Raw genomic sequence first — 14,652 nt, forward strand, 5'->3', positions numbered from 1 at the left:
TCCCCGTCCTACGCCGTCGCCGTGCGGACCCCCAGGGCGACGAACACCGCTGCTGTGATGCGGGTGGTGGTGCGTCGGACGCGGGGGCTGCGCAGGACGTGTGCGGCGCGGTGGGCGGGGACGGTCCAGGCGAGCAGCCAGACGGTCATGAGCAGGGCGTGGGCGCTCGCCAGGGTGAGTACCTGGGCGGGGAAGGGGCGGCCGGCCTCGATGAACTGGGGGGCCAGGGTCAGGTAGACGGACGCGGCCTTCGGGTTGAGGACGTTCCCCAACAGGGCCTGGGTGCAGACGGATCGGGACCGCCCCCGCCCGGTCCCGCGGGCACGGCCCCGCCGGGTGCGGACGGGCTCCCGGCGGGCGGCCGAGCGCCAGGTCCACAGGCCCAGGCCGACGAGGTAGACGGCTCCGGCCGCCTTGACCGCGGTGAAGGCCTGGCCGGAGCGCATCACCAGGGCCGACAGCCCGGCCGCGGCGAGGCCGGCGTGGACGTACAGGCCCGTGACCGTGCCGAGGACGACGGGCAGGGCGCGGCTCCGGCCGCCGTCCCCGACGTGGTGGACCAGCAGGGCCAGGCTGGCGCCGGGGGTGGCGACCAGGGGGAGCAGGGCCGCGAGGAAGCCCAGGACTGCGTACGGGTTCATGGCCAGGGCTCCAGGGCCTCAGGGCGCGGGATTTCCGGTACTCCGGTGCTCCGTGCGCCGGTCAGAGCACGACGCGGTAGTGGGTGGTCAGGCGCCGGTCCCCGCCCAGGACGTGGAAGGCGAGTCCGGGCGGCTGCTCCCGGTCGGCGGGGCGGTCGCCCTCCCACGGCATCCGCAGGGTCCACGTGACGGCCGGCCCGACGATCAGCGGGCGGCCGGCGAAGGTGGAGGCGGCAGCGGTGTGCGCGTGCCCGGTCAGCACGGCCGCTACCTGCGGGTGCGCTGCCAGCAGCCCGGCCAGCCGCTCCGGCTCCTGGAGCATCCCCGCGTCGGGCAGCGGGTGGTGCAGTTCGACCGGCGGCTGGTGGAAGGCGATCAGCGCCGGGGTGCCCTGCGGGAGCGCGCCGAGCTCGCGGTCCAGCCAGGCCAGGGTCCCGGCGTCGAGCCGGCCCTCGTCGCGCCCCGGGATCGTGGAGTCGCACATCAGGACGGCGGTCCCGCCGATGTGGTGGATCCGGTTGACCGGCCCGGAGTCCGGCACCTCGCCGAGCAGGGCCTTGCGGTAGGCCGGACGCGCGTCGTGGTTCCCGGGGCAGGTGAGCACCGGGAAGGGGGCCGCCAGGATCCGCGCCGCCTCCTCGTACTCGGCCTCGTCGCCGTGGTCCGCGATATCCCCCGTGACCAGCAGCGCGTCGACCGGGCGCGGCAGGGCGCGCAGGTAGTCCATCACGCGCTCGGCGCGCTCCGTGGACCTCTCGCTCCCGTCCACGTGCAGGTCGCTGATCTGGGCGAGCAGCACCGTCATCCTCTTCCGTCCCCTCCCGCGGCGAGACCGGGCCGACGCCCCGCCTCCGCTTCCACTTCCGATGGTTCTAACGGTAATTCTTCGTTTGCCGTTAGAAACTCTAGACTGGCCGCGGGACTGTGATCAAGTGGTCGACGACTGCGCGCCCGCCGCGGGGGAGGAGAAGCGATGGAGAACGGATCGACACGGGCAGGGGACCCGCCTGCCGCGAAACAGTCCGGGCTGCCGCCGCAGCCGCAAGATCAGCCCCTGCCGCTCGCGCTCGCGCTGGCGAGCACCATCCGCCACGACGGGGAGGGCGGGGTCGCCGACGACCTCGACACGGCACACGGCACGACCCGCTGGATCCGGGCGCAGGCCCCCCTGCTCCCCGCGCACTGCCTCCCGGAGGCCGGGCTCACCGCGGACGAGGCCCTCAGGGCCGAGATCACCGCCCTGCGGCGGGCCGTACGGACCCTGTTCGCCCGCGCCGTCAGCCCCGCGCCCCCCAGCCCGGCCGACGCCGCCCGCCTGATGCCTGCCGAAGAGGCCCTGGCCCACCTCAACGCGGCCGCCGCCCGCGAGCCGGTCGCCCCGCAGCTGGACTGGCCCCCGGCCGGCGCCCCCGCCACCCGCCTGCTGTCGGCCCAACAGGACCCGGGCGCACGGCTCCTGGCCGCGCTCGCCCGCGCCGCCGTCGAGTTCCTCAGCGGACCGGAGCGCGAACAGCTGCGCGCCTGCACCGCGCCGCGCTGCGTGCGGTACTTCGTCAAGAGCCACGGGCGGCAGGAGTGGTGCAAGCCGTCCTGCGCCAACCGCGCCCGGGCCGCCCGCCACTACCGCCGCCGCACCGCACCCCGCCCCGTGTGAAGCGGGCCGTGGTCGGCCGAAAGGCACCGTTGCGGAGAGACGATCTTCAGTAAGGTGAAGGGCAGTTGGGCAGTTGGGGCACTGGGGGAGTCGGGCGCTGGCGCTCGTCCCCCCGGACGACTCGCGGCGGGAGAACCATGCAGATCGCCATCACGGCGCGCGACGACGACGGCCGGGTCGGCACGGACGACCTCAGGGGCTGGCTGGGCCGCCAGCGGGAGCTGCGCGGACGCGTGCAGCGCGGCGCCGGGCAGGTGCCCGCCCCCGGCACGATGGGAACGGTCACCGAGTTCGCGACCGTGCTGCTGGAGCCCGGCGGCCTCGTCACGGTCCTCGCCGCGGCGGTGGTCACCTGGGTGCAGAACCGCAGCGGCAGCCAGACGGTGACCATCACCCGCCCCGACGGCACCGAGATCACCGTCACCTCGGACCGGGTCAAGGGCCTGAGCGCCCAGGAGACGGGCGACCTCGCCCAGCAGATCGCGGCGGACCTCGAAGAACGCTCCCGGCGCGGCGGATCCGGCCGGGACGGGGACCCGGACGGCGGGCCGGACGGCGACCCGGGCGCAGAGCGGGACGGCGGCCCGCGCGGCGGCGCCGGCTCCGTCCCGGGTACGGATTCCACCCCCGGCCCGACAGCCCCCGCGGAACCCGCCGCAGCGGCCGATCCCGCGGCCCCCGGCCCGACCACCCCCGCATCCCCCGAATCAGCCACCCCCGCCACTCCTGCTACCCCCACCCCCACCCCCACCGACCCCGAGGCCCGCGGCCCCCGGCCGTGAGCGGGCCGCGCCGTACCGGCGACCTCGCTGGCCCCGGCGCACGCGTCGTGGTCGTCGGTACGGGTGCCCACGGCGCCTCCTCCGGGCTGCCGGACCTGCCCGGTGTCGAGGCCACCGCCCGCGACCTGGCCCGCGCCTTCCAGGAGGTCTGCGGTACGGACCCCGCGCACATCCGGCTCCTCATCGACCCCGCCGACGAGGGCACCGTCATCGAGGCCGTCGAGCGGGCCGTCGCCGAGGCCCGCGGGCTGGTCCTGTTCGCCTTCATCGGGCACGGCCTCCTCGGCCCGCAGGACCAGCTCTACCTCGCCACCGCCGCCAGCTCGGCCCACGGCATCGCGCGTTCGGTCCCGTACCAGGTCATCAGGGACACACTGAGCAACAGCAGCGCCCGCGTGGCTGTCCTCCTCGACTGCTGCTTCTCCGGAATGGCGCAGTCCGCCCCCCGGGGAGCCTTCCGGGACCCGTACGTCACCGCCCGCCCCGACGGCAGCTTCCTGCTGACCTCCGCCTCCGGCTACGGGGTCTCCTTCGCCCCGGAGGGCGAGCAGTACACCCTCTTCACCGGCAAGCTCCTCGCCCTGCTGCACCGCGGCGACCCCTCCGCACCGGCCTGGCTGACCCTCGACGGGGTCTACGCGCACCTCTACCGCCAGTTCCGGGACGGGCCCGCGCACCCCCACCGGCAGAGCGAGGACCGGGCCGGCGAGCTCGTCGTCGCCCGCAACCGGGCCTACCCCGACCCGGCCGCCCCCCGCGCCGAACCGGGACCCCCGCACCCGGCCGACGGTGCGGCCTGCCCGTACCCCGGCATGGAGCCCTTCCGCGCCGAGGACCACGACCGCTTCTTCGGCCGCGAGGAGCTCGTCGCCGGACTCCTCGCCGACCTCACCCGCCCCGCACCCGCCGGCGCCCCCCTCCTCCTCGTCGGCGCCTCCGGAGTCGGCAAGTCCTCCCTCCTGCGGGCCGGACTGCTCGCCGGCCTGGAGCGCCGCTACGAGTCCGACCCCGCCGCCCCCTGGCCCGCGCTCCTGCTCCCGGCCCCCGGCCCGCACCCCCTGCGCGCCCTCGCCGACCTGTGGTCCCGCGCCTCCCGCACCCCGCGCGAGCAGATCGAACGGGACCTGGACGCGGGCCGGCTGCCCTCGGACGGGACCTGCCGCGTCCTGGTCGTGGACCAGTTCGAGGAAGTCTTCACCACCTGCCGCGACGCCGAAGAGCGCACCCGCTTCATCCGGGCCCTGTGCCGCGCGGGCGGGAGCGCCGCCCCCGCGGCCGCCAGCAGCGGCGACGCGGCCGGGAGCGCCGCCCCGCCCCGCGTGGTCCTCGGCCTGCGCGCCGACCACTACGGCAGCTGCCTCGAACACCCCGGACTCCGCCCCGCCCTCCAGCACCAGCGCAACGTCTGGCCCATGGACGCCGGCTCCCTGCGCGCCGCCATCGAGCACCCCGCACACGACGCGGGCCTCCACCTGGAGCCCGGGCTCGTCGACGTACTCCTCAAGGACACCCGCGAGGGCGGCGGCCGCGACCACGGCTCCGCCCTGCCCTTCCTCGCCCACGCCCTGCGCGAGACCTGGGTGCGGCGCAGCGGCGCGACCCTCACCCTCGCCGGGTACGCCGCGACCGGCGGGATCTGGGAGTCCGTCGCCCGTACCGCCGAGGACATCTACGAGGGCTTCGACGGCGCGGGCCGCGAGGCCGTCCGCGAACTGCTGCTCACCATGGTCGCCCTCGCCGGCAGCGGGGAGGAGGCCGTCCGCCGCCGCATCGGCCTCGACGAACTGCTCGCGGACCGCCCGGAAGCGGACCGCCGCACGGTCGCCGGGGTCCGCGACCGGCTCGCCCGGGCCCGCCTGATCACCGTGGACCGGACCGGCGCCCAGATCTCCCACGAAGCCCTCCTGCGCGCCTGGCCCCGGCTCAGCCGCTGGATCGAGGAGGACCGGGCCGGTCTGGTCACCCGCCAGCAGCTCGCTGACGCCGCCGACGCCTGGGACCGCGCCGGGCGCTCCAACGAGTACTGCTACCGCGGTACGCGGCTGGGGGCCGCCCTCGACTGGCTGGGCGAGCAGCGGCACGCCCGGCTCGTACGCCCCCTCGACCACGCGTTCACGGCCGCGAGCGCGGAACTCGAGCGCGCCGAACGCGAGCGCGAGCGGCGCCAGCTGGAGGAGGAGCGGCGGCGTACGCGCGAGCTGCGCGAGGTGCTGGAACGGGAACGGGACCAGGCGCGCAGGCTCAGCGAAGTGCGCGCACGGGAGCAGGAACAGGCCGCACGGCTGCACCAGGCCTCCGTACGCCAGCGCCGCCAGGCGGTCCGCCTCAAACAGCTCCTCGGCATCATCGGCGGTGTCCTGTGCCTGGCCCTCATCGCCGCCGGCATCGCCCTCCAGCAGCGCTCGCACGCCCGCGCCAACGGCGAGGAGGCCCGCAACCGCCAGCTCCAGTCCGCCGCCCGCGCCGGCATCGGCACCGACCCGCGCACGGCCCTGCTCCTCGCCGTCGCCGCCTACCGCGAGCGCCCGAACCCGCAGACCAGGGCCACGCTGACGGACGTGCTGGCCGGTACGCAGTACACCGGCGCACTCGACGTGCCGGGCACGGTCGAGTCCCTCGAGTACACCGGGGACGGCCGCACCCTCGCCGTGGGCAGGGGCACCGGGATCGTCGGCCTGTGGGACGCGACGCGCCCCGGCGAACCGCGCGAACTCGCCGAGGTCGTGGCGAAGGAGTCGAGCGTCTTCGGCAGGCCCGCCGTCTGGATCGGCGGCGACGGCCGCTCGCTGCTCCTCACCGGCGCGGACACCGACCAGTCCGTCGGCAGCTTCGGGCTCGCCGACCGCACCCGCCCGAAGCCGCGGGGCCGGACGGCCCTGGAGCTGAAGGGGTTCGTGGACGAGGCCCGGTTCAGCCCCGACGGGCGGCTGCTGGCCGTGTCCACGGCAGAGGTGACGGGCCTCTGGTCGGTCGACCCGGCCCGCGGGACCGTCCGCGCCCGCGGCACCTTCCCGCAGCGCCGCGGCAACGTCCAGGCCACGGCCTTCGGACCGGACGGGGCCTTCCTCGCCCACGGCTGGCAGGACGGCACGGTCGAGGTCTGGAACACCGCCGACCCCGACCGCCCGCGCAGCCTCGGCATCCTGCACGGCACCGGCGGTCAGCCGCGCGCCATGGCCGTCAGCCGGGACGGCGCCACCCTCGCCGTGGCCTCGGGCGACGCCCAGGTCCGCCTGTGGGACGTCGCGCGCGCGGCCGGCCGCAGCCCCGCCCGCGTCGCCGGGCTGCGCCCCGCGGCCGTCATCAGCGGGCACGGCGGACCGGTGGAGGCGGTGGCCTTCAGCCGGGACGGCCGCCGGCTGGCCCTCGGGAGCACCGACCACTCGGCGACCGTCTGGGACCTCTCCGGCGACCGGCCGGTGCGGTCGGCCGTCCTCAGCGGCCACGCCACCACCGTCTCGGCCCTCGCCTTCACCCCGGACGGCCGCACGCTCGCCAGCGGCGACCACGACGGCGCGGTCCGCTTCTGGTCGCTGACCGACCGGTTCGCCCCCACCGTCTCGGCCCGGCCGTTCACCGTGCCCGACCCGGAGCTCTACCGGTGGCTGGAGCCGATCGTCGTCCCGTTCGTGCTGGCCCCCGGCGGCCGCCTGCTCGCCCGCGCCTCCGGCGACCGCGCCCTGGACCTGATCCCGCTGACCGGAGCCGCCGCGGGCCGCCCGGCGGGCACGGTCCGCCTCGACCCGGACGGCGGGCTCCAGCACGGCAACCTGTGGTTCTCGCAGGACGGCACCCGCCTGGCGGCCGAGGGCCCGCGGGGCACCGTGACGATGTGGAACGTGACCGACCCCGCCCGCCCGGTACGGCAGTTCCGCCTCAAGACGGGCACCCCACACGTCCTGATCGGCCTGAAGGCGGCCATCCGGGGCACGGTGATGGCAACCGCCGCCGACTCCGCATCCCCCCGGCCCACCGGGTCCACCCCGTCACCCCGGCCCACCGGATCCGAAACCATCCTGTGGGACCTCTCCCGCCCCACCCTCCCCACCCGCCTCAGCAGCATCCGCGTCAAGTCGAAGTACGCCCCGGACCTCCTCTTCGCCCCGGGCGACCGCGGCCTCCTCGCCGTCGACAACGAGCTGTACGACGTATCCGACCCGCGCACCCCCCGACGCCTCGCGGAACTGCCCGCCCCCGAGGAGGGCGACTACCTCCACGCCACCCCCCGCGCCTTCTCGGCCGACGGCCGCACGCTCGTGGTCTCGGAGGGCACGACCGCCCTCCTCTACGAGGTCTCCGACCCCGCCCGCCCCCGCTTCCTCGCCACCCTCCCCGGGAGCGGCGAGCACCCGTACGCCTTCAGCGGGGACGGCCGCTTCCTGACGGGCGCCGGCTCCGGCACCCAGCTGTACGTCTGGGACCTCTGGGACCGCACCGCCCCCTACCGGGTGGCCTCCCTCACCCTGGACAACAACCCGGACGCCCTCGCCGCCTCCCCCGACGGCACCACGCTGACCACGTACAACTACCCCGGCGAGACCCGCCACTGGAACACCGCCCAGCTCGCCGCCACCCTCCGCGACCCCGTGTCCCGCGCCTGCCGCCTCGCCGGCGCGAACCCCACCCGCGCCGCATGGTCGAGAGCAGCCCCGGGCATCCCCTTCCGCCGCGTCTGCCCCACCCTGCCCCCCGCCCCCTCCCCACCCCCGAAAGGCGCCCTCCCCCTCTTCCCCACCTTCCGCAAACCCCTCCCGGCGGACGGGTAGCCGCCCGGGCCCGTCAGGCGCAGGCGGGGCACTCCGCGGCGTGGGCGGAGTGCAGGGCCCTGATCAGGGCCGGGTCGGCGCCGACAGTCCGGCCGGAGTACGAGGCCAGGGCGCCGAGCCCCACCCGCTCCCCGCTCTTGAGGAGCACGGCAGCCCCTGCCGCCGGGGCCGGACCGGGGCTGGCGCCGGGCTCGACCGCCTGGATCGCGCACCACGGCACGCTCACCGAACGCCCCAAGCCCCGCTCGGTGAGCCCCCGGTGGTCGATGCGCACTCCCAGGAGGCAACTGCGGAAGACGCACCAGCCGCCCCCGGCGGCAGCGGCTACCCCCATCGAGGTGCTCACGGGATCGGAGCCCTGCACCACCATGCCGACGCCGAGCAGTGCGAAGGTGCTCCCGCACACGAACAGGAGGAGGCTCTGCCCGGTCCTCCGCAGGGTGTGGGTGGGTATCCGGCTCGGTAACTCCGCTCGCTCCATGGCCGCGACCCTACGCCGCGGAGCCCGCCGGCACAGCAGCCCGGTTGGCCGGTTCCGCGGTGCGCGGGCAGGCTGGGAGGGTGGGGTCCGAGGCGTATGGTGCGGCCGGCGGGCGGGTTTCCGGGTTTCTGGAGAACCCGGTGGTCGGGATGGCGCCGTGGATCGCGTTCTCCCTGCTGGTGGGCCCGGGGCGGTTCGAGATCGCCGTGGCCATCGCGCTGGTCTCGGCGCTCGCCCTGGTCGTCGCGGGGCGGGTCCTGCACCGCGGCAGCTCCTGGAAGCTGCTGGAACTGGCCGACGTGGTGTTCTTCGCCGTGATGGCCGTCATCGGCGTCCTCGCGAGCCCCGGTACGCTGCGCTGGCTGGAGACGTACGCGGGCGAGGTCTCGAACCTCGCGCTCACGGCGATCGCCTTCGGCTCGATGGCGGTCCGGATGCCCTTCACCCTCCAGTACGCCCGCGAGCAGGCCGACCCCTCGGTGTGGCACGCGCCCGGCTTCCTGCGCGCGAACCACGTGATCACCGGCGTCTGGGGGCTGGCCTTCCTGGCGGCGGCCGTCGCGGGCGCCTACGGCGACCTCGTCCTGCACAACCCCCACAACATCTGGACGGGTTGGATCATCCAGATCCTCGCCATCGTCGCCGCCCTGCGGTTCACGGTCTGGTACCCGGGAGTCGTCCGCGCCCGCGCCGCCGGCACCCCCGAACCGGGCCGCGCCTCCCTCCTGCTGCCCCTGGTCGGCCTCCTGGTCCCCATCGGCATCGCCGTGCTCGTCTTCGACAGCGGCGTGTGGTGGCTGGGCGTGGGCCTGATCGTCACGGGCGGGATGCTGACGAAGGCCCTGCGCGCGGGCGCGGGGGCCGATGCCGGGGGCTGAGCCGACGCGGCGGGGCGGGCCGCAGGCGCATGCGCCCCCGCGGCCCGCCCCACACCTCGTCCGTGCGCCCCAACTACCGCTTCCACCAGGCGCCGGAGGCGTCCCGCAGGGTGTTCGTGCCGCAGTGCACCTCGCCCATGCCGAGGTGGTACGTGTCCCAGTCGTCGATGTACGCGACCTTCAGGCCCGCGCGCGTGTACGCCCTGGTCACGGCGGCGGTGAAGACGTCCTTGCCGCCGATGACCGGGCCCCACTGCCGGGGCGCGAGGTAGCGGTCGCGGCCGAGCAGGATGCCGTTGACGGCGCCCGGCACGTACGCGCTCGTCATGACCCCGCCCGGGGCCGCCGCGGGCTCGCCGGAGCGCTGGAGCCGCTTCTGCTGCCCGTACTCGCGCACCGCGTCCGGCACCGGAAGCTCCCCGGCGCCCATCCGCGACAGCCGCGGCACGCGCGTGTCCCGCCCGGCCTGCTCCGTACCGCGGGTGTACAGCGCCGGGATCCGGACGACCTCGGCGTCCGTGGCGCCGGTCTCGCGCTGGAGGACCGCCAGGTTCGCCTTGATCCGCTTGGCGGCCAGCTCGTTGTCGGCGACCAGCCAGCGGGAGGCGAGCGCCTGGTCGATGGTCTCCTTCGGCGCGGGCAACCCCGGCCGGTTCGGCACCGAGAACATCTTCGTCCGGCCGTGGCCCGCCGCCTTCGCGTCCCGCAGCAGCTTCAGCCCCGCCGCCGGGTCGGCGATCCCGATCTTCCAGCCGCGCGGGGTGTCCGCCGGCAGGAACTGCACGAACTCGTCGACGTGGCCCACGTGCAGCCACGAGGTGTCCAGCAGCAGCGGGTCCTGGAAGCCCTGGGACTTCAGCAGGGTCCGCATCGCCAGCGCGGGCTTGGAGCCGTTGTCCTTCCGCTCGCCCATGATGATGCGCCCGGCCGGGAAGGACCGGCGGCCGTTCGCGTGGGGCGGGACGGTCTCCAGGTTGCCCATGGAGTTGAGGGTCCACTCCTCCGAGTCGCGGACCCCGGACACCTGCACCACGCCGACCCCGCTGCCGCGCAGCTTCTCGAACAGCTCGCGCCCCGCCGGCCGGTCCGACTGCGCGGAGCGCAGCATCACCCGGATCGCCTGGCGGCGCCCGCCGGGCCCGGTCATGCTGACGTACCCCGGCTCGACGAAGTCCTGCGCCCAGATGTCCCCGTACTTCTCGAAGGCGACGAGCGGCTTGCCGATCCCCGCCGCCTTCACCTCGGCGGACAGCCCCTTGACGAAGGCCTGCTGGCGCCGCGCGTACGGGTCGGTGCCCGGGATCCGGGTCACCAGCACCTGCTGGGCCTTCTGGAGGTGGTGGTGGGTCAGCAGCGGGGCGACCCGCAGGGTGACCTCGTCGGAGGCGCTCCGGCCGCCGTCCACCACCGTGAGGCGGACGACCGTACGGCCGTCCCAGGCCTTCGTGTCGCGGATGACGTCGGTGGCCTCGACGCCCAGCTCCACCCCCGAGCGGAGCTCGGCGGCGGTCAGGCGGGTCCGGGAGGTGACGTGCGTCCAGGCGTCGCCGCGCTTGAGGAACACCCGCGACTTCCGGCCCCCCGCCACCAGGCCCAGCGAACCCGTGGCGGACTCCGACACCTCCGGCATCGGCACCGAGCGCACCGGCGCCAGGTCGGCGGCGTCCGCGGCGCCGTTCACCACGGTGTCGGCCGCGTCGTTGCAGGCCGCGAGCTCGGCGTCCGGCAGCGGCCGGCCGTCCGGCCCGGCGGCCCGGCAGCGCTTCGTGTCGTCGTCGATGTTCGGCAGGAACACCGCGCCGCGCTCCGCGCTCCAGGAGTCCTCACCGGCCGTGTCCCCGGACCCGGCGAGGTCGACGCGCCCGTCGCGGTTCACGTCCGCCCGCAGGTCCACGCGGGGGGCCTCGGCGGCGAGCACCGGGGCGGCGGGGGCCAGCACGGCGCCGATCGCCCCGAGCGCGGTCACCGCCAGCGTCGCCCGCCGGGCCCGGCTCGCCCGCGTGCTGCTGTTCGCCTGATCTATCCGGTCGTTCTGGCTCGTACCCAACGGAGATCCCTTTCGTGGACTGGGCTGTCGGGCCGGAAGAGTGCGTGCGCGCGGGATGCGTTGCCTGCCGGGCCGCGGATCATCCCGGAGTCGCGGGCGCTGCACCCGCGGAGGGATGCGGGCTCGCCCCGGGGCCTGATGACGCGGCGCCCGGATTGCGCTATGGGGGAGCCGAGTTGACCCGCCCGCGGGACCCCTCCTGCGTATCCGCACGGCCGGGGATGAGTACGCGTACTCAGGGCCCGCGGCGCATCGGCGGCGAGAGTGGGGGCAGCAAGCGATCTACCCAGCGCACCGAAAACGGCAACCGGACAGGAAGAGCCATGCCCGTGCACCGCAGGACCCGCCGCCCCTCCGCCCCCGCCTCCACCCCCGCCCCCGTCTCGTCGGGGGTCCGCCGCGCCGCGGCCGCGGCCCTCGCCGGGGCGGCGCTGCTGGCGCTCGCGGGCTGCTCCCTCCAGTACGAGGAGGCCGTCTGCTCGAACGGCGAGTACCCGGTGCTGTACGTGGGCAACACGGGCTCCGCGTGCGTCAAGGACGGGGAGAAGCCGCCGGCGGGCTACACGCGCTACCCGGAGGGGAAGGTGCCGCAGAAGGTCGACGACAAGTGGGACGTGTACTGGCGCACCCACACCCTCGACAAGGACGGCAAGATCATCGACGCACCGCACCCGGGCTGACGCCTGAAGCGACCCGTTGCACTGCACCACCCGGGGCCGGGCCCGCCGGACGATCCACGGCGGACCCGGCCCGTCGGTGTGTGCGGAAGGGATCAGTGCGCAGGGCGCCGACGGGTCAGCGGACCCCCGGGGTGCCAGATCACCCCCGATCCCGTCGCCGTACGCGCAGCCACACCGGCCCGCACACGCACAGGCGCTCCGGCCCGCATGCGCGCAGGCACACCCGCAGGCGCTGCGGCCCGCAGGCGCCGACGCCGGTGGACCGGGCGGCGGACCGCCCGCCCCGCCCGGCGGACCGCCCGGCGCTCCTTCGGCAGCAGCAGCACGGCCAGCAGGCAGGGCACGAGGACGAGCAGGCAGAAGGTCATCCGACCTCCCGGGTCCGCTCCTCTCCGCACCCGGTGGGTGGTGCCGAGCCGCGCAGCGCGGCGGCACCGGTGTCGGTCCCCGCAGTGGCCCGCACGGTCCGGCCGCACCGGTCCCGCGACGCGCGGCGCGCGCGGGGTCCGTGCGGTCCGGGGCCCGTGGGGGCGGCGGAGGCGGTCAGTATCGGACTACGGCTCGCGGTACTCACACCCTCCCAACCCGCCCGCATCCCCGCGCGGCACGGCCCCGGACCCGGAAGCACCCCGCCGGAGGGCAGCACGCCGACCCCCCGGGCGAATCCCGCCACCCGTCCGCGTGAACCCCGCATCCGCCGCCCGCCCGACACGCGAACCGGCTTCCGCCCCGTCACCCCTCACACGTTGGTGGGCCCCGAGGGACGGACGCTCCCGCAGCGGTCCTGGCCACCCCCGCCCATCGGAACCGGTCCGCACCGGCCTCAGCTGACGGGCCCCAGCAGGAGAACGCAGTCGTGACCGCGCCCGTCGGCGGGGTACAACTGCCGCCATGACCGTCTTCCACTGCGCGAGCTGCGGTGCCGCACTCACCCCGGACCTGAGGGAGCTCCCGGGCGTCCCGGACGCGCCCGCGCACGAGGGGAACCGGCGCGGCACGACGGGTGTCGCGCCCTCGACGGTCCCCCGGGGCTGCTACGCGGTCGACCCCGAACCCTGGGGCGCCCCTTTCACGGCCCCGGGCGCCGGGGCGCCTCCCGTGCGGGTGAGCCGGCCCCTCCTCATGCCGCCCCAGATGACCGGCATGGTGCCGGCCGGCCCCCGGGACTCCGTCGTCCTGCACCCCGAAGACGCGCCGGGCCTGGCGCAGACCGCCTCCCCGGGCGGCCACCACGGATGCTGCGGACCCCTGGGGACCGGCGGCCCCAACTCGACGTGCACGTGCGGGGCCGCCGTGGGCACACTCGCGGCCGACTGCATGGGCCCGCACGAACTCCACCTGGATCCGCTGCGCACCTATGCCGTCGCGCCCGAGGCATCCTTCTGAAACCCACCGTCCGGCGAGCAGCAGTCCGCCGTCCCCGTCAGAGCCCCGCCGCCCCGCGCAGGGCGGCGGCCGTGTCCGCGGCGTCGTAGTCGGCGGGGACGCCCTCGACGAGGAGGACCTCGCCGGGGATGTGGCGGGTGCGCAGGGGGAGGATCTCCTGGTAGGCGGGGGAGGCGTACCAGGCGCGGGCGCGGTCCATATCGGGGAAGGCGATCATGACCACGGTCCCGGGGAACGGGCCCTCCAGGACCTCGACCTCCTTGCCGTGGACGAGGAAGCGGCCCCCGAAGGGCTCCATCGTGCCCTGGATGCGCTCGATGTACCGGAGGACGTCCTCGTTCACGGTCTCGGGGCGGATGTGGCCGATGGCGTACGCGGTCATGGTGGTTTCCCCCTTCAACGGGCCTGCGGGTGCGGGCTGTTGGAGCCATCATGCGTTCCCGCCGCCGGAGGGGCGATTACCTGCCGGGTCATGCCGCCCGTACCTGCCGGGTCATGCCGACCGTCGTGGACCGCGCCCCCGGTGTGTGTCGGCCGGTCCGCGACCGGGCATGATGGCGCCCGTGGCGGCCGCCGGCGGTCGGCGGCGCCGCATCCCGGGGGGAGGGACCGCATGATCAGGCTTTCGGAAGCGCCCATGACGTGGGTGGCCACCGGCGACAGCATCACGCAGGCCGTGCTGCACACCCACGGCGCGCGCGGCTGGGTGGAGCACCTGCACGAGCGGGTCCGCTGGCAGCTGGACCGGCTCACCGACATCGTCGTCAACACCGGCGTCTCCGGCTGGCGCGCGGTCGACGTGCTCGGCGAGTACGACCACCTCGTCGGACGCTTCGCCCCCGACGTGCTGTCCGTCTCGCTCGGCACCAACGACGCACGCGCGGGCCGCGCCGGACTGCCCGAGTTCCACGACGCCATGCGCAAGATCATCAGCCGTGCGGACGAGCGGACCCAGGTGGTGCTGCACACCCCCGCCCTGGTCAGCATCGCGGGCCGCGAGGCCCGCGGCGAACTCCCCGCGTACGCGCAGGCCGTACGCGAGATCGCCGCCGAGACCGGCGCGCTGCTGGTCGACCACGAGGCCCACTGGCTCGGGCACTTCGGCGCCGCCGACCCCATCGCCTGGCTCGACGACCCGGCCCACCCGAATGCGGCGGGCCACCTCCAGATGGCCGACCTCACCCTCCGCACCCTGGGCCTCGGCCCCCTGGAGCCCCGCTTCTGACCCGGGCGCGGGGGGGGGGGTCTTTTGTTGAAGGGGGGGAGGGGGGCAATCCAAGCAGAACACGCCGCAGCGCCTCGGGCAGCAGCGGTGCGCGGCTCCTTTCATACCCCTC

General features: G+C 75.7%; 12 protein-coding genes. 7 read left to right on the forward strand and 5 right to left on the reverse strand.

The window, feature by feature from the left end:
* Positions 1–8: 8 nt before the first annotated feature.
* A complete protein-coding gene (locus tag ACZ7JZ_RS18835; RefSeq protein WP_470940409.1) occupies positions 9–641 on the reverse strand; it encodes a LysE family translocator in 633 nt (210 codons plus the stop codon).
* A gap of 61 nt (positions 642–702) precedes the next feature.
* Positions 703–1,446, reverse strand: coding sequence for a metallophosphoesterase (locus ACZ7JZ_RS18840; RefSeq protein ID WP_470940412.1), 744 nt, complete (start codon positions 1,444–1,446; stop codon positions 703–705).
* A 168-nt stretch (positions 1,447–1,614) separates the two neighbouring features.
* Between ACZ7JZ_RS18840 and ACZ7JZ_RS18845 the strand changes: the two genes are divergently transcribed.
* The 3 genes from ACZ7JZ_RS18845 to ACZ7JZ_RS18855 all read left to right on the forward strand — a co-directional run bounded on the left by ACZ7JZ_RS18845 (position 1,615) and on the right by ACZ7JZ_RS18855 (position 7,843).
* On the forward strand, positions 1,615–2,295 hold the full coding sequence (locus ACZ7JZ_RS18845; protein ID WP_470940415.1) for an ABATE domain-containing protein: 681 nt from the start codon (positions 1,615–1,617) through the stop codon (positions 2,293–2,295).
* Between the two features lie 137 nt (positions 2,296–2,432).
* Positions 2,433–3,077 carry an effector-associated constant component EACC1 gene (locus tag ACZ7JZ_RS18850; protein WP_470940418.1) on the forward strand — a complete coding sequence of 215 codons (645 nt, stop codon included), beginning with the start codon at positions 2,433–2,435 and terminating at the stop codon, positions 3,075–3,077.
* Complete coding sequence (locus tag ACZ7JZ_RS18855; RefSeq protein WP_470940420.1) at positions 3,074–7,843, forward strand: caspase, EACC1-associated type; 4,770 nt, start codon at positions 3,074–3,076, stop codon at positions 7,841–7,843. Before ACZ7JZ_RS18850 ends, ACZ7JZ_RS18855 begins: the two co-directional genes overlap by 4 nt.
* 13 nt (positions 7,844–7,856) lie before the next feature.
* Here ACZ7JZ_RS18855 and ACZ7JZ_RS18860 read toward each other — a convergent pair whose 3' ends face one another.
* A complete protein-coding gene (locus ACZ7JZ_RS18860; RefSeq protein ID WP_470940423.1) occupies positions 7,857–8,324 on the reverse strand; it encodes a hypothetical protein in 468 nt (155 codons plus the stop codon).
* Between the two features lie 149 nt (positions 8,325–8,473).
* Between ACZ7JZ_RS18860 and ACZ7JZ_RS18865 the strand changes: the two genes are divergently transcribed.
* Complete coding sequence (locus tag ACZ7JZ_RS18865; protein ID WP_470940667.1) at positions 8,474–9,202, forward strand: hypothetical protein; 729 nt, start codon at positions 8,474–8,476, stop codon at positions 9,200–9,202.
* 73 nt (positions 9,203–9,275) lie between these two features.
* On the opposite strand, the gene ACZ7JZ_RS18870 is transcribed toward ACZ7JZ_RS18865, so the two are convergent.
* On the reverse strand, positions 9,276–11,168 hold the full coding sequence (locus tag ACZ7JZ_RS18870) for a protein-arginine deiminase domain-containing protein (RefSeq protein WP_470940670.1): 1,893 nt from the start codon (positions 11,166–11,168) through the stop codon (positions 9,276–9,278).
* A 404-nt stretch (positions 11,169–11,572) separates the two neighbouring features.
* Here ACZ7JZ_RS18870 and ACZ7JZ_RS18875 point away from each other — a divergent pair, with 404 nt between their 5' ends.
* Positions 11,573–11,929: an SCO0607 family lipoprotein gene (locus ACZ7JZ_RS18875; protein ID WP_470940426.1), complete on the forward strand. Its 357-nt coding sequence runs from the start codon at positions 11,573–11,575 to the stop codon at positions 11,927–11,929.
* 891 nt (positions 11,930–12,820) lie between these two features.
* Positions 12,821–13,315, forward strand: a complete 495-nt coding sequence (locus tag ACZ7JZ_RS18880) for a hypothetical protein (RefSeq protein WP_470940429.1) — start codon at positions 12,821–12,823, stop codon at positions 13,313–13,315.
* Positions 13,316–13,352: 37 nt separating this feature from the next.
* On the opposite strand, the gene ACZ7JZ_RS18885 is transcribed toward ACZ7JZ_RS18880, so the two are convergent.
* The gene (locus ACZ7JZ_RS18885; RefSeq protein ID WP_470940432.1) at positions 13,353–13,697 is read right to left on the reverse strand and encodes a DUF1330 domain-containing protein; all 345 of its coding nucleotides are present in this window, start codon (positions 13,695–13,697) and stop codon (positions 13,353–13,355) included.
* A 231-nt stretch (positions 13,698–13,928) separates the two neighbouring features.
* On the opposite strand from ACZ7JZ_RS18885, the gene ACZ7JZ_RS18890 reads away from it, so the two are divergent.
* Positions 13,929–14,540 (forward strand): SGNH/GDSL hydrolase family protein, encoded by a 612-nt coding sequence (locus ACZ7JZ_RS18890; RefSeq protein WP_470940435.1) that lies wholly within the window; start codon positions 13,929–13,931, stop codon positions 14,538–14,540.
* Positions 14,541–14,652: the final 112 nt, after the last annotated feature.

This window comes from Streptomyces sp. NPDC038213 (assembly GCF_055600495.1).

Coding starts and splice junctions, on each gene's coding strand:
- ACZ7JZ_RS18835 (WP_470940409.1), bottom strand. CDS start 641: ATGAACCCGTACGCAGTCCTGGGCTTCCTCGCGGCCCTGCTCCCCCTG.
- ACZ7JZ_RS18840 (WP_470940412.1), bottom strand. CDS start 1,446: ATGACGGTGCTGCTCGCCCAGATCAGCGACCTGCACGTGGACGGGAGC.
- ACZ7JZ_RS18845 (WP_470940415.1), top strand. CDS start 1,615: ATGGAGAACGGATCGACACGGGCAGGGGACCCGCCTGCCGCGAAACAG.
- ACZ7JZ_RS18850 (WP_470940418.1), top strand. CDS start 2,433: ATGCAGATCGCCATCACGGCGCGCGACGACGACGGCCGGGTCGGCACG.
- ACZ7JZ_RS18860 (WP_470940423.1), bottom strand. CDS start 8,324: ATGGAGCGAGCGGAGTTACCGAGCCGGATACCCACCCACACCCTGCGG.
- ACZ7JZ_RS18865 (WP_470940667.1), top strand. CDS start 8,474: ATGGCGCCGTGGATCGCGTTCTCCCTGCTGGTGGGCCCGGGGCGGTTC.
- ACZ7JZ_RS18875 (WP_470940426.1), top strand. CDS start 11,573: ATGCCCGTGCACCGCAGGACCCGCCGCCCCTCCGCCCCCGCCTCCACC.
- ACZ7JZ_RS18880 (WP_470940429.1), top strand. CDS start 12,821: ATGACCGTCTTCCACTGCGCGAGCTGCGGTGCCGCACTCACCCCGGAC.
- ACZ7JZ_RS18885 (WP_470940432.1), bottom strand. CDS start 13,697: ATGACCGCGTACGCCATCGGCCACATCCGCCCCGAGACCGTGAACGAG.
- ACZ7JZ_RS18890 (WP_470940435.1), top strand. CDS start 13,929: ATGATCAGGCTTTCGGAAGCGCCCATGACGTGGGTGGCCACCGGCGAC.